Source organism: Rhodococcus sp. C26F (assembly GCF_053345925.1).
The window spans coordinates 146,076-159,057 of sequence record NZ_JBKFBA010000004.1 but is presented as its reverse complement, the minus strand read 5'-3'; the positions used below and the strand labels follow the sequence as shown (position 1 = coordinate 159,057).

Sequence of the window (12,982 nt, the reverse complement as noted above, 5' to 3'; positions counted from 1 at the left end):
GCCGCTTACTCGGCGGAGGTCTCGGCCGTGGGCTCGTCCTCGACGTACCAGGCGCGGTCGTCGCGGTCCCATTTCACGGCACCGCGGTGGGCCTTGCGGAACTCCTTGAGGACAGCGCGGTCGATCGAGGGGTGGCCGTTGTCGTTCACGTAGATCCACTCGGAGCCGAACTTGGCCTCGATCGCGTCGACCATGTCGGTCTGGGTGACCCTGCGTTCGGTGGTGATGATGTCGGTCATCCAGGTGGCGATGTCGGCCGCGGTGGTGCTCATGTTCTCGAGCCTAGAGCCTCCCCGATCGTGACTTTCCCGCCGCACCCCGCGACAGAGTACGGTGACGTGAGAATAGGTAACCCTAATAGGAGGTTCGGTGGCACGGAAAGCGCCCATGGGGACGACACTCACGGTTCTGCGGACCGAGGCGATCGGCGAGCACTTCGTCCGCGTCGTGCTCGGCGGAGACGGCTTCGGCGAGTTCCAGGCCCGCGCGGAGACCGACAGCTACGTGAAGATCGAGCTGCCCGCGGGGGACGAGACGGTCGTCCGCACCTACACCGTCCGGCGCGTGGACCCGGACGCCCGGGAGATCTGGATCGACTTCGTCGTGCACGGCGACGAGGGTGTCGCGGGGCCGTGGGCCCGCTCGGTACAGCCGGGCACGCAGGTCGTGGTGCGAGGACCCGGCGCCGGATACCGGCCCGATCGCTCCGCCGACTTCCATCTGCTCGCCGGCGACGAGACCGCGATCCCCGCGATCGCGGCTGCGCTCGAAGACCTGCCCGCCGACGCGCGGGGCGCAGTCTTTCTGGAGGTCATCGGTCCCGGCGACGAACTGAAACTCGACGCCCCGGCGGGTGTGGACATCACGTGGCTCCATCGCGGTGTCGCGGCCGGTGACGCCGGTGCCGACCTGATCGACGGCAACTCGCCGCTCGTCGCCGCGGTGAAGGCCCTGCCCTGGCCGGGCGGCGACGTGCAGGTCTTCGTGCACGGTGAGGCCGAGGCCGTCATGAAGCACATCCGGCCGTACCTGCGGAAGGAACGGGCCGTACCGCCGGCACGCGCGTCGATCTCGGGTTACTGGCGTCGCGGACGCACCGAGGAGGGCTTCCGCGTGTGGAAGAGCGAACTGGCGGCCGTCGAGAGCAACTGACGGCCGGCGGTTCGCGTCAGCTCGAGGACTCGCGCGCCGGCACCGCGGCCGAGTCACGCGCCAGCACCGCAGCGGAGGTGAGCGCGAGTCCCGAGCACACCACGATGGCGACTGCCATCGGGATACCGGTGCCTTCGCCGCCGAGCCCGACGAGGGGGGAGACCACGGCGGCGAGACCGAACTGGGAGGCGCCGATCACGGCGGAGCCCGTACCGGCCGCCTTCGGGACCTGCGACTGGGCCAGCGCGGTGGCGTTGCCCAGCGTCAGGCCCATCATGCTGATCGCGACGAACAGCAGCGGCAGGATCAGCGCCGCGACGTAGCCGACGACGACCATCGTCAGCAACAGCAGAGCCCCTGCCGTGAACATGGTGGTCACACCGAAGAGCAGCAGTGTCCGCACCTCGAACCGGCCGATGAGGCGGGTGTTGACGGCATTGGCCAGCACGAGACCGGCCGAGTTCACGGCGAACACCATCGAGAACTGGCCGGGGCTCAGACCGAGGATGTTCTGGGTGACGAACGGCGAGGCCGAGATGTACGAGAACATCGCGCCGAAGCCCAGGGCCATCGCGGCGGCGTAACCGACGAAGCGTCGCTGCCGGAGGACGTACCCGAAGTTGCCGGCCATCGTCTTCAGACCGCCGCCGTGCCGCTTCTCCGGCGGCAGGGTCTCCGGGACGAACGCGAAGGCGCCGACGGCCATCAGGACGGCAAGGCCCGTGAGCACCCAGAAGATACCGCGCCACCCGATCGGGCCCAGCAGCACGCCACCGAGTAGGGGAGCGGCGACGGGCGCGATGCCGCCGATGATCATCATCAGGCTGAACAGCTTGGCGGCCTGATTGCCTCGCGCCCGGTCGGCGATGACCGCCCGGGCGAGGACGATGCCGGTGCCGCCGCTGAATCCCTGGACCAGACGCGCCGCGATCAGGATCTCGACGGTGGGTGCCATCGCGCAGATCGCGCTGCTCACCGCCAGGACGATCGTGCCGGCGAGGATCAGTCGTCGCCGGCCCCAGCCGTCCGACAGGGGACCCACGAGCAGCTGGCCGAGCCCGAGACCCGCCATGAACGTCGTGAGTGTGAGCTGGACGCCGACGGTCGAACTGCCCAGGCTCTCCGCCATGACGGGAAGTCCCGGGAGGTACATGTCCGTGGCGAGCGGCGCGATCGCCGACAGCAACGCCAGGGCGCACAACATCGGTACCGGGATCGTTTTGTTCACGAAAGCACCTTAGTCGGCGCGGGTCGTTGCACCCGAGGCGGTCGTGCCGCACGGTAGACCCATGCGAGGCAACGAATCCGACATGCTCCCGGCGACGCTGGACGTGCACCTCGGGGACTTCGTCGACCACCTCCGCCTCGAAGGCAACCGCTCGGAACACACGATCCGCGCCTATCGCACCGACATCCGCTCGCTGTTGCAGCACCTCGCCGACCGGAATCCCGACGCGCGCATCACCGACCTCGACCTCGATCTGCTGCGGTCCTGGCTCGCCGGGATGGTGGCGGCGGGAGCGGCCCGCACCACGCTCGCGCGGCGCACCTCCTCGGCACGCGTCTTCACGGCATGGCTCGTGCGCACCCGGCGACTCGACGCCGACCCGGCGACGCGTCTCGTCTCGCCACGTCCGCACCGCTCCCTGCCCGCCGTGCTCCGCGACGACCAGGCACTGGAGATCATGGAGGCCGCGAAATCCGGTGCGCGTGAACTCGATCCCGTCGCACTGCGTGACCGGGCGATCGTCGAGCTGCTCTATGCCACCGGAATCCGGGTCGGTGAGCTGTGCGCGGTCGACATCGACGACGTCGACGCCGAGCGGCGGGTCGTCCGGGTTCTCGGCAAGGGCGACAAGGAACGGATCGTCCCCTACGGAGGTCCCGCAGCCGAGGCGCTCGAGGCGTGGCTGCGTCACGGGCGCCCGCATCTCGCACGCCCGTCGTCGGGTGCGGCGCTGCTGCTGGGCAAGCGTGGTGGTCGGATCGATCAGCGGCAGGTCCGGTCGGTGGTGCACGACGCCGTCTCGTCGGTGCCGGGCGCACCCGACCTCGCACCGCACGGCCTGCGGCACAGTGCTGCGACGCACCTGCTCGAAGGGGGAGCGGACCTGCGTGTGGTCCAGGAGGTGCTGGGCCATTCGAGTCTGGCCACCACGCAGCTCTACACCCACGTCTCGGTGGCGCGTCTGCGCGCCGCGCACGATCAGGCCCATCCCCGCGCCTGATCGGCCTGCCCGAGAAGCCGTCCCGGTTTGATAGCGTGCGCCGGCACCATCGAATCGGGGGAACAGATGAGACGCAACGAACCGGGTCCTGCCGTGCCCGCCTGGCTGCAGGACCCACCGGAATCCGGAACCGACCACGCGCGACGCGGCCTCCGCCGCGCGGCCAGAGTCGCGGAGACGCTCGGCTCCTCCACTTCGCCTGGCGACGGTGCGATTCCGCCCACTGCCTCCGCTCCGATCGAGATGACGGCCTCCGTGCCTCTCGGCATGGCGTTGCGGCCCCGGATCAGCGCAGACGACCCGGAGCCGGAGGCGTCCGAACCGCTCGTCGCGCACGAACCGGCGCGACCCGAGAATCCGGTGCTCCTATCGTCGGAGCCAGAGGCGGCGGTCTCGGCAGCGCCCGATGCGGCGGTTCCGGAAGCGGTGACCGAACCCGAGCCTGAGCCCGTCTTCTCGGAGGCGGCACCCGAAGCCATGGAGACGCAGCCCGAGACTGTGGCACCTGCACCTGCACCTGCACCTGCACCTGCCCCTGCACCTGAGGTGTCGGGCCCGGAGACTACGGAGGTCGCTCTTGGACCGGTCGAACCCGAGATCCCGGGCCTGCGACCGGCGCGAACGGACGCTCCGGTCGACGACCTGCAACACGAGGCCCATCGGTTCGACCATCAGCCGTCGAATGTCGACCTCGCGTCGGGAGTGCTCGTCCGCAGGTCACGACGTTCCACGCGGCGGTGGCGGGAGCGGGTCGACCGGCTGACCGGCGGCAGGCTCGACGGAGGAGGCAGCGAGCGCCGCGAGGAGCTCGTCGCCCGGATCCGCCAGCCGATCCCGGGCGACTACCGGATCGCGGTGCTGTCACTGAAGGGCGGGGTGGGGAAGACCACCACGACCGTCGGGCTCGGGTCGACGTTCGCGTCGCTGCGCGGCGACTGCGTCATCGCCGTCGACGCGAATCCGGACTTCGGCACCCTCGGGCAGAGAATTCCGCAGCAGACCACCTCGACGGTGCGGGACCTGCTCGCGAACGCGTCGAACATCCGCCGGTACTCGGACGTGCGTGCCCACACCTCCCAGGCGCCGAGCCGGCTCGAAGTGCTCGCGAGCGAACGCGATCCCGCTGCCTCGGAAGCGTTCAGCGAGGAGGACTACCGCCGCGTCGTCGACATCCTGCAGGTCTACTACAACGTGATCCTCACCGACTGCGGGACCGGGATCATGCATTCGGTTATGCGGGGCGTGCTGGACCTGGCGAACACCCTCGTCCTCGTCGCCTCACCTGCGGTCGACGCGGCCCGCAGTGCGGCGGCGACCCTCGACTGGCTGCAGGCGCACGGCTACTCCGACCTGGTCGAACGCACGGTCGTGGTGATCAGCTCGCCGCGCCCGGGTGCGGCGAGCATCGACATGGACGCGCTGACCGCGCATTTCCTCGCGCGGTGCCGGGCGGTGGAGGTGCTGCCCTTCGACGAGCATCTCGCCGAGGGAGCCGAGATCGATCTCGAACGCCTCCGCCCCGCGACACGCACGGCGTTCGTCGAACTCGCCGCGATGGTCGCCGACGACTTCCCTGCACTGTCGGGTCGACACGCGGGGCGCTAGTCGGGTCGACACGCGGAGCGCTGGTCGGGTCGACACGCAGTGCATCAGGCGGGCGCACGGGCCCCAGGACGTCTCATACCGGCAGCAGGCGGATCACCGGGCGCTCGACGAGGGGCAGCGGATCGAGATAGTCGTCGCGGCCGCGTCGGAGTCCCCAGTGCAGGCATGCGGGGGAGGCGCAGCCCTCGTGACCGGCGACGACGGTGCCGATGGGATCGCCCCTCGTCACCCGGCGCCCCGCGGCGACCGCCGCCTCCACGGGCTCGTAGGTGGTGCGCAGCCCGCCTTCGTGATCGACGGAGACCACAGGCTTCCCGGCCACGAGACCGGCGAACGCGACGACGCCGTCACCGGCGGCCACGACGGTCTGCCCCACGTGTGCGTCGAGGTCGACACCGCGGTGACCGGGGAGCCAGTTCTGCTCGGGCGGGTCGAACTCCCGGCTCACGACCGGCCGGGGATCGAGCGGCCACACGAACCGTCCGGCGTCGGCCGATCCGGGTCCCGGCGCAGCGGTGAGCACGACGAACGCGGCGATCACGACGGCGAGCGACCGGAGGGGAGCGGTGAGGAGCATGCCCGCCAGCCTCGTGAATCGGAGTCGCTGCGCACCAGGGGGCGACGCGATCTGTGGACAACCCCGGATCCGTCCACAGGTCCCGTGACTCCCGGTTAGGGATCCGCGCCTGCTCCGCGTACACTTGTCGGGCGGTCTGTATACGCAGATCGACTTCGCGCGTCCGCGCATCGATGCCGACCCGTTTCTCCGGGCCGCATCGGAAATGGCCGTCGGCCGGTCCCGCAAGGGTTCGACGGGCATGTGGACGCCAGGGCGGGGATCGGAAGATCCACCGCGGAAACCGACACGAAAGAGAGAAACAGGCATGCCTGTTGTGACTATGCGGCAGCTGCTCGACAGCGGCGCCCACTTCGGACACCAGACCCGTCGCTGGAACCCGAAGATGAAGCGGTTCATCTTCACCGACCGCAACGGCATCTACATCATCGACCTGCAGCAGACCCTGACGTACATCGACAAGGCGTACGAGTTCGTCAAGGAGACCGTCGCTCACGGTGGAACCGTGCTGTTCGTCGGCACCAAGAAGCAGGCTCAGGAATCCATCGCCGAAGAGGCCACCCGCGTGGGCATGCCCTACGTGAACCAGCGCTGGCTCGGCGGCATGCTCACCAACTTCTCGACCGTCCACAAGCGCCTGCAGCGCCTGAAGGAGCTCGAGTCCATGGAGCAGACCGGCGGCTTCGAGGGACGCACCAAGAAGGAAATCCTCATGCTCACGCGTGAGAAGAACAAGCTGGAGCGCACCCTCGGCGGCATCCGCGACATGGCGAAGGTTCCGTCGGCGATCTGGGTCGTCGACACCAACAAGGAGCACATCGCCGTCGGTGAGGCCCGCAAGCTGAACATCCCGGTCATCGCGATCCTCGACACCAACTGCGATCCGGACCTCGTCGACTACCCGATCCCGGGCAACGACGACGCGATCCGTTCCGCGGCGCTGCTGACCAAGGTCGTCGCTTCCGCCGTCGCCGAGGGCCTGCAGGCCCGCGCCGGCAAGAGCAGCGACGCCGAGGCCAAGCCCGAGGCCGGTGCCGAGCCTCTCGCCGAGTGGGAGCAGGAGCTGCTCGCGCAGGCCACCCCCGCCGCCGACGCCGAGGCGCCCGCAGCGGACGCAGCCCCCGCAGCAGACGCGGCCCCCGAGGCCTGATTCGTTGCCCGGCCCCGACCTTCCGATCGAGAGATCCTGGTCGGGGCCGTCGCATCGCGGCCCGAGCTCATCCGCGCGATAGGGCCGCCCCCAGAGACTTTTCCACCACAGACACAGGAGGCTCGCTTCCATGGCGAACTACACCGCCGCCGACGTCAAGCGTCTCCGTGAGCTCACCGGCTCCGGAATGCTGGACTGCAAGAACGCTCTCGCCGACAACGACGGCGACTTCGACAAGGCCGTCGAGCAGCTGCGCATCAAGGGTGCCAAGGACGTGGGCAAGCGCGCCGAGCGCTCCACCGCCGAGGGCCTCGTCGTCGCCAAGGACGGCGTTCTCGTCGAGCTGAACTCCGAGACCGACTTCGTCGCCAAGAACGACGAGTTCCAGGCTCTCGCCGACAAGGTCGTCACCGCTGCCGCACAGGCCCGCGCGAACGACGTCGAGGCGCTCAAGGCCGTCGAGGCCGACGGCAAGACCGTCGACGCCCTCGTCCAGGAGCTGTCCGCGAAGATCGGCGAGAAGCTCGAGCTGCGTCGCGTTGCCGCTTTCGACGGCCAGACCGCTGTCTACCTGCACAAGCGTGCTTCCGACCTGCCGCCGTCCGTCGGCGTGCTCGTCGAGTACACCGGTGAGGGCGACGCTGCTGCCGAGGCCGCTCGCGCTGCCGCCATGCAGATCGCCGCTCTGAAGGCCAAGTACGTCACCCGTGACGAGGTTCCCGAGGACATCGTCGCCAACGAGCGTCGTATCGCCGAGGAGACCGCCAAGGCCGAGGGCAAGCCGGAGCAGGCTCTGCCGAAGATCGTCGAAGGCCGAGTCAACGGGTACTTCAAGGATGTCGTCCTGCTCGAGCAGGCGTCCGTGACGGATTCGAAGAAGACCGTCAAGGCGATCCTCGACGAGGCCGGCGCGAACGTCGTCCGCTTCGTGCGTTTCGAGGTCGGCGCCAGCTAGTTCTTCCACTCCACGACCCCGTCGGTGCTGCTACCGGCGGGGTCGAGGTGTGTCGGGCCACGCCGCCTCGGGGCCCGGAGGCGCCCGCGCGGTGACAGGTGTGGCGTGTCTATCCGCCCGATCTCGGTTCCCTCGAGCGGATGAGGCAGGATGATAAGGGCCGATTCATGCGCAACCAGAGGAGAGTCATGTCCGACCACGCCCACGATCGGCCCGGATTCCGCCGGGTACTGCTCAAGCTCGGCGGCGAGATGTTCGGCGGCGGCAAGGTCGGACTCGACCCGGACGTGGTGACGACGGTGGCCCAGCAGATCGCGGAGGTCGTGCGCGGTGGCGCCGAGGTCGCGGTCGTGATCGGTGGCGGCAACTTCTTCCGCGGCGCCGAACTCCAGCAGCGCGGTCTCGAACGCGCGCGATCCGACTACATGGGCATGCTCGGCACGGTCATGAACTCCCTTGCGCTGCAGGACTTCCTGGAGAAGGAAGGCATCGACACCCGCGTCCAGACCGCCATCACGATGGGGCAGGTCGCCGAGCCCTACCTGCCGCTGCGTGCGCGCCGCCACCTCGAGAAGGGGCGTGTGGTCATCTTCGGTGCCGGCATGGGCATGCCGTACTTCTCCACCGACACCACCGCCGCGCAGCGCGCACTCGAGATCGGCGCCGAGGTCGTCCTCATGGCGAAGGCCGTGGACGGTGTCTATTCCGACGACCCCCGCACGAACCCGGATGCGGTGCTGTTCGAGGAGATCACCCATCGCGAGGTCATCGAACAGGGCCTCAAGGTCGCCGACGCGACCGCCTTCAGCCTGTGCATGGACAACGCCATGCCGATCATGGTCTTCAATCTGCTGACCAAGGGCAATATCGCCCGAGCCATCGCCGGTGAGAAGATCGGAACACTCGTACGGTCATGAACGGACAACGGAACATGGAGGAACTGCCGTGATCGATGAAGCCCTCTTCGAAGCAGAAGAGAAGATGGAGAAGGCCGTCACGGTGGCCCGGGACGATCTGGGTGGCATCCGGACCGGTCGCGCGAACCCGGGCATGTTCAACCGCATCGTCGTCGACTACTACGGGGCTCCCACGCCGATCACGCAGATCGCCAGCATCAATGTTCCCGAGGCGCGCATGGTCATCGTCAAGCCGTACGAGGCCTCGCAGCTGAACGCGATCGAGACCGCGATCCGCAACTCCGATCTCGGTGTCAATCCCACCAACGACGGCAACATCATCCGCATCTCGGTCCCGCAGCTCACCGAGGAGCGTCGCCGCGAACTCGTCAAGCAGGCCAAGGCCAAGGGCGAGGACGCCAAGGTCGCCGTGCGCAACGTCCGCCGCAAGGCGATGGAGGAACTCGGCCGCATCCAGAAGGACGGCGAGGCCGGCGAGGACGACGTGAACCGCGCCGAGAAGGAACTCGACAAGACGACCGCCAAGTACGTCGGTCAGATCGACGAGTTGATCAAGCACAAGGAAGCCGAACTGATGGAGGTCTGACAGTGGGTCGAGCCGACGGGTCCTCCGACCCGCAGCTTCCACTCGGTGCCGGAGCCGACTCCGGTGCCACCCCTGCAGACCCGGCACCGGCCCCCGACCCCGCGTCGGAGCCGGTGAAGAAACCCTCACGGGCGGGACGCGACCTGCCGGCCGCCTTCGCGGTCGGCGGGGGTCTGGGTGCGCTCGTCATCGGGATCCTGCTGTTCGCCCCGAAGGCGTGGCTCGCCGTCGTCGCGATCGCCATCGGCATCGCGACCTGGGAGGTCACCAAGCGTCTGCGTGAAGCCGACGTGCTCGTCCCCAGACTGCCGCTGCTGGCCGGTGGTCAGGCGATGATCTGGCTCGGGTGGCCGTACGGCACGACGGGTGTGCTCGGCGCGTTCGCGGGCACGGTCGTCGTGACGATGCTGTGGCGCCTGTTCGACCACGGTCTCGTCGCGCAACCGCGCAACTACCTGCGCGATACCGCGGTCGCGGTCTTCGTCGCCGCCTGGTTGCCGCTGCTGGCGTCGTTCGCGACCCTCATGGTCCTCGAGGATCAGGGCGCGCAGCGCGTGTTCTGCCTGATGCTCGTGTGCGTGGCATCGGACATCGGTGGTTACGCCTCGGGTGTCCTGTTCGGCAAGCACCCGATGGTGCCGGCGATCAGCCCGAAGAAGTCGTGGGAAGGCTTCGCCGGGTCGCTGGTGGCCTGCATCGCGGTCGGTGTCCTCACCGTCATGTTCCTGCTCGACGGCCCGTGGTGGGCCGGTCTGCTGCTCGGCGCCGTGCTCGTGGTGACGGCGACGGCCGGCGATCTCATCGAGTCGCAGGTCAAGCGGGATCTCGGCATCAAGGACATGGGCACCTTGCTGCCCGGTCACGGCGGCATCATGGACCGGCTCGACTCGATCCTGCCGTCGGCCTTCGTCACCTGGCTGATCCTCACGGCCTTCGTGTAGTCGGCCGATGGTGTGTCCGTCGAAGCTTCGTGCGCCGAAGTCGGGAAGTGGTGTGATCGCCAGCCCCAACATCTGGCACTGGCCCGAGGTGTACGAGGAGGAGAACCGCGCGCAGGACCCCCGCGGCGCCGTGTACGCGGCGCTGCGGGAGGCCGCGGACTGGACCGGCCGCCACGTCGTCGACGTCGGGTGCGGTTCGGGTTTCCACCTTCCGATGTTCGCGGCCGACGCACGCACGGTGACCGGAATCGAGCCGCACCCGCCGCTGGTCGCCGCGGCCCGCACCCGCGTGGCAGATCTTCCGTCGGTCACCGTGACGGAAGGCTCCGCCGCGGACATGCCGCTGCCCGACGCCTCGGTCGATCTCGTCCACGCCCGCACCGCCTACTTCTTCGGCCCCGGGTGCGGCGCCGGAATCCTCGAGGCGATGCGTGTGCTGCGTCCCGGCGGGGCGCTCGCCGTCGTCGACCTCGACGCCACCGCCCATCCCTACGGCGACTGGATGCGCGACGACCTGCCGCACTACGACCCGGCCGCGGTCGAGGCGTTCTTCGAGGCGCAGGGATTCGATCTGCGCCGCATCGACACGTTGTGGGAGTTCCCGGACCGCGCGACCCTCGAGCGGGTGCTCGGCATCGAGTTCGCACCCCGCGTCGCGACCCGGGCGATCCGGGAGACACCCGGCACGACGCTCACCGTCCGCTACCGGCTGCACGTGCGCCGCAGACCCATCGGCCTGGAACTGAGCTGAGACCGGTCAGCGCGACCGGCCGATACCGAACATCCGCGCCAGCTCGGTGATCTTCTTCGCCTTCGCGAGGTTCGGCAGGTCGCTGCCGTCGCGGACGTTGCGCCCGTCCTCACCGAGCTTGTCGATGATGCCTTCCGCCCAGTCCACGTCCGTGCTGTTCGGGCTCAGAGCCACGTTCGCGTACGACGCGCGTTCGCCGGTCATGCACAACTTGCCGGTCATCCCCATCGAGCGGGTCAGCTCGGCCTCACGCTCGAGGACCTCGGGGTCGTCGCTGAGTGTGGGTCCGTCGATGGGTCCCGGCAGGCGCGCGGCGCGGCTCGTGATGACCAACCGCGATCGCGCGTACGCCATCGCCATCGGGCTGTCGCTCATGCCGGTGTCGCGCCGGAAGTCGCCGCTGCCGAAGACCAGGCGGAAGGTGCCCTCCGCGCGGGCGATCTCGGGAGCCGCCTCGAGACCCATCGCCGACTCGATCAACACGAGGATGCGCGTGCCCTCCGGCAGCAGGTCGGCGGTGGCCTCGACCTGGTGACCGCTCTCCGCCTTCGCGAGCATGACGCCCTGCAGGCCCGATAGGCCGGCGAGCGCGGCGAGATCGTCGGCCCAGAACGACGTGGTGGCGTCGTTGACCCGCACCCAGGCCTTCCCACCCTCGCGCAGCCACGCCACGATGCCGTCGCGAGCGGCGGGTTTGGCCGCGGCGGGTACGGCATCCTCGAGGTCGAGCACCACCGCATCAGCGGGCGAGTCGGCGGCGGCGTCGAAGAGATCGGGGGAGCGGCCCGGAACGAGCAACCACGAGCGTGCGACTTCGGGAGCGACGAGACCGGTCATGATGTCCATGCTCCCGTATTCCCCCTCCGCGCCCGGGTGACTCGGCGTGAGGGAGACCGACCGGTGACACCGGCACAGGAATGGGGGCGAGTATCACAGCGAAGCCCGGACCCATCCGTCCCGGATCATGGGACAATAGGTGATTATGGCTTCTTCCCTGCCCCTGGTCTTCGATGCACCCAAGCGCGGTCTTCCGCCGCGCCATCTCGCCGACCTCGACGCAGATCAGCGTCGTGATGCGGTGCGCGAACTGGGGCTTCCGGCCTTCCGCGCCGACCAGCTCGCCCGCCAGTACTACGGGCGACTCGAGGCGGATCCGGCGAAGATGACCGATCTGCCCGCCGCCGTCCGCGACAAGGTGGGGGAGGCGTTGTTCCCGCCCCTGCTCAGCGCGGTCCGGCACATCGCGTGCGACGGAGGCGAGACCCGCAAGACCCTGTGGCGCGCCCACGACGGCACCCTGCTCGAGAGCGTCCTCATGCGCTATCCCGACCGCGCCACGCTGTGCATCTCCAGCCAGGCCGGATGCGGCATGGCATGCCCGTTCTGCGCGACCGGCCAGGGCGGTCTCGACCGCAACCTGTCGACGGCCGAGATCGTCGACCAGGTGCGCGCGGCTGCCGCTGCCCTGCGCGACGGTGACGTCGCCGGCGGACCGGGACGGCTGTCGAACGTCGTGTTCATGGGCATGGGCGAGCCGCTCGCGAACTACAAGCGCGTGGTCGCGGCGGTGCGGCGCATCACCTCACCCGCCCCCGAAGGCCTCGGTCTGTCGCAGCGTTCGGTCACCGTCTCCACCGTGGGACTCGCACCGGCCATCCGCCGCCTCGCCGACGAAGGACTCAGCGTCACCCTCGCAGTGTCGTTGCACACCCCGGACGACGAACTGCGCGACACCCTCGTCCCGGTCAACAACCGGTGGTCGGTCGCCGAGGTCCTCGAGGCGGCGCGGTACTACGCCGACAAGACCGGCCGGCGCGTCTCGATCGAGTACGCCCTCATCCGCGACGTCAACGACCAGCCGTGGCGCGCCGACATGCTCGGCAAGAAGCTCCACAAGGCTCTCGGGTCGCTCGTGCACGTGAACCTCATCCCGCTCAACCCCACCCCGGGTAGTGAGTGGGACGCCAGCCCGAAGGACGTCGAACGCGAGTTCGTGCGGCGCGTGCAGGCCCAGGGCGTGTCGTGCACCGTGCGCGACACCCGCGGCCAGGAGATCGCCGCGGCCTGCGGTCAGCTCGCTGCCGAGGGCTGAGCCGACAGATGTGACAGCCGAGCTGAGC

The 12,982-nt window shown here is 69.2% G+C and carries 14 protein-coding genes; 10 read left to right on the top strand and 4 right to left on the bottom strand.

Going from position 1 to position 12,982, the window contains the following annotated elements; all coding sequences use genetic code 11:
- Positions 1 to 5: 5 nt before the first annotated feature.
- Entirely contained in the window at positions 6 to 272 is a 267-nt protein-coding gene (locus ACLBYD_RS07640; protein ID WP_447815953.1) for a DUF6953 family protein, read from the bottom strand.
- Positions 273 to 387: 115 nt separating this feature from the next.
- On the opposite strand from ACLBYD_RS07640, the gene ACLBYD_RS07635 reads away from it, so the two are divergent.
- Positions 388 to 1,152, top strand: coding sequence for a siderophore-interacting protein (locus ACLBYD_RS07635; RefSeq protein WP_060650997.1), 765 nt, complete (start codon positions 388 to 390; stop codon positions 1,150 to 1,152).
- 16 nt (positions 1,153 to 1,168) lie between these two features.
- Here the strand turns inward: ACLBYD_RS07635 and ACLBYD_RS07630 are convergent, their stop codons facing one another.
- Positions 1,169 to 2,356 carry a multidrug effflux MFS transporter gene (locus tag ACLBYD_RS07630; protein ID WP_024100634.1) on the bottom strand — a complete coding sequence of 396 codons (1,188 nt, stop codon included), beginning with the start codon at positions 2,354 to 2,356 and terminating at the stop codon, positions 1,169 to 1,171.
- An 85-nt stretch (positions 2,357 to 2,441) separates the two neighbouring features.
- Between ACLBYD_RS07630 and ACLBYD_RS07625 the strand changes: the two genes are divergently transcribed.
- Together ACLBYD_RS07625 and ACLBYD_RS07620 are read left to right on the top strand one after the other, a co-directional pair.
- A complete protein-coding gene (locus tag ACLBYD_RS07625; RefSeq protein WP_447815952.1) occupies positions 2,442 to 3,380 on the top strand; it encodes a tyrosine recombinase XerC in 939 nt (312 codons plus the stop codon).
- A gap of 66 nt (positions 3,381 to 3,446) precedes the next feature.
- Positions 3,447 to 4,985, top strand: coding sequence for a MinD/ParA family ATP-binding protein (locus ACLBYD_RS07620; protein WP_447815951.1), 1,539 nt, complete (start codon positions 3,447 to 3,449; stop codon positions 4,983 to 4,985).
- A gap of 73 nt (positions 4,986 to 5,058) precedes the next feature.
- Here ACLBYD_RS07620 and ACLBYD_RS07615 read toward each other — a convergent pair whose 3' ends face one another.
- The gene (locus ACLBYD_RS07615) at positions 5,059 to 5,562 is read right to left on the bottom strand and encodes a M23 family metallopeptidase (RefSeq protein ID WP_447815950.1); all 504 of its coding nucleotides are present in this window, start codon (positions 5,560 to 5,562) and stop codon (positions 5,059 to 5,061) included.
- 307 nt (positions 5,563 to 5,869) lie between these two features.
- Here ACLBYD_RS07615 and rpsB point away from each other — a divergent pair, with 307 nt between their 5' ends.
- The 6 genes from rpsB (at position 5,870) to ACLBYD_RS07585 (ending at position 10,862) form a co-directional block, all read left to right on the top strand.
- Positions 5,870 to 6,712: a 30S ribosomal protein S2 gene (rpsB, locus tag ACLBYD_RS07610; protein ID WP_060650992.1), complete on the top strand. Its 843-nt coding sequence runs from the start codon at positions 5,870 to 5,872 to the stop codon at positions 6,710 to 6,712.
- 130 nt (positions 6,713 to 6,842) lie between these two features.
- Positions 6,843 to 7,667 carry a translation elongation factor Ts gene (gene tsf / locus ACLBYD_RS07605; RefSeq protein WP_006550975.1) on the top strand — a complete coding sequence of 275 codons (825 nt, stop codon included), beginning with the start codon at positions 6,843 to 6,845 and terminating at the stop codon, positions 7,665 to 7,667.
- A 188-nt stretch (positions 7,668 to 7,855) separates the two neighbouring features.
- Positions 7,856 to 8,584: a UMP kinase gene (gene pyrH, locus ACLBYD_RS07600; RefSeq protein WP_006550976.1), complete on the top strand. Its 729-nt coding sequence runs from the start codon at positions 7,856 to 7,858 to the stop codon at positions 8,582 to 8,584.
- Positions 8,585 to 8,612: 28 nt separating this feature from the next.
- Positions 8,613 to 9,170 carry a ribosome recycling factor gene (gene frr / locus ACLBYD_RS07595; RefSeq protein ID WP_024100638.1) on the top strand — a complete coding sequence of 186 codons (558 nt, stop codon included), beginning with the start codon at positions 8,613 to 8,615 and terminating at the stop codon, positions 9,168 to 9,170.
- Positions 9,171 to 9,172: 2 nt separating this feature from the next.
- Positions 9,173 to 10,111 (top strand): phosphatidate cytidylyltransferase, encoded by a 939-nt coding sequence (locus ACLBYD_RS07590; protein WP_271038222.1) that lies wholly within the window; start codon positions 9,173 to 9,175, stop codon positions 10,109 to 10,111.
- A gap of 7 nt (positions 10,112 to 10,118) precedes the next feature.
- The gene (locus ACLBYD_RS07585; protein WP_447815949.1) at positions 10,119 to 10,862 is read left to right on the top strand and encodes a class I SAM-dependent methyltransferase; all 744 of its coding nucleotides are present in this window, start codon (positions 10,119 to 10,121) and stop codon (positions 10,860 to 10,862) included.
- A 6-nt stretch (positions 10,863 to 10,868) separates the two neighbouring features.
- Here the strand turns inward: ACLBYD_RS07585 and ACLBYD_RS07580 are convergent, their stop codons facing one another.
- Entirely contained in the window at positions 10,869 to 11,708 is an 840-nt protein-coding gene (locus ACLBYD_RS07580) for an HpcH/HpaI aldolase/citrate lyase family protein (protein WP_447815948.1), read from the bottom strand.
- Between the two features lie 136 nt (positions 11,709 to 11,844).
- On the opposite strand from ACLBYD_RS07580, the gene rlmN reads away from it, so the two are divergent.
- Entirely contained in the window at positions 11,845 to 12,954 is a 1,110-nt protein-coding gene (rlmN, locus tag ACLBYD_RS07575) for a 23S rRNA (adenine(2503)-C(2))-methyltransferase RlmN (protein ID WP_016691228.1), read from the top strand.
- Positions 12,955 to 12,982: the final 28 nt, after the last annotated feature.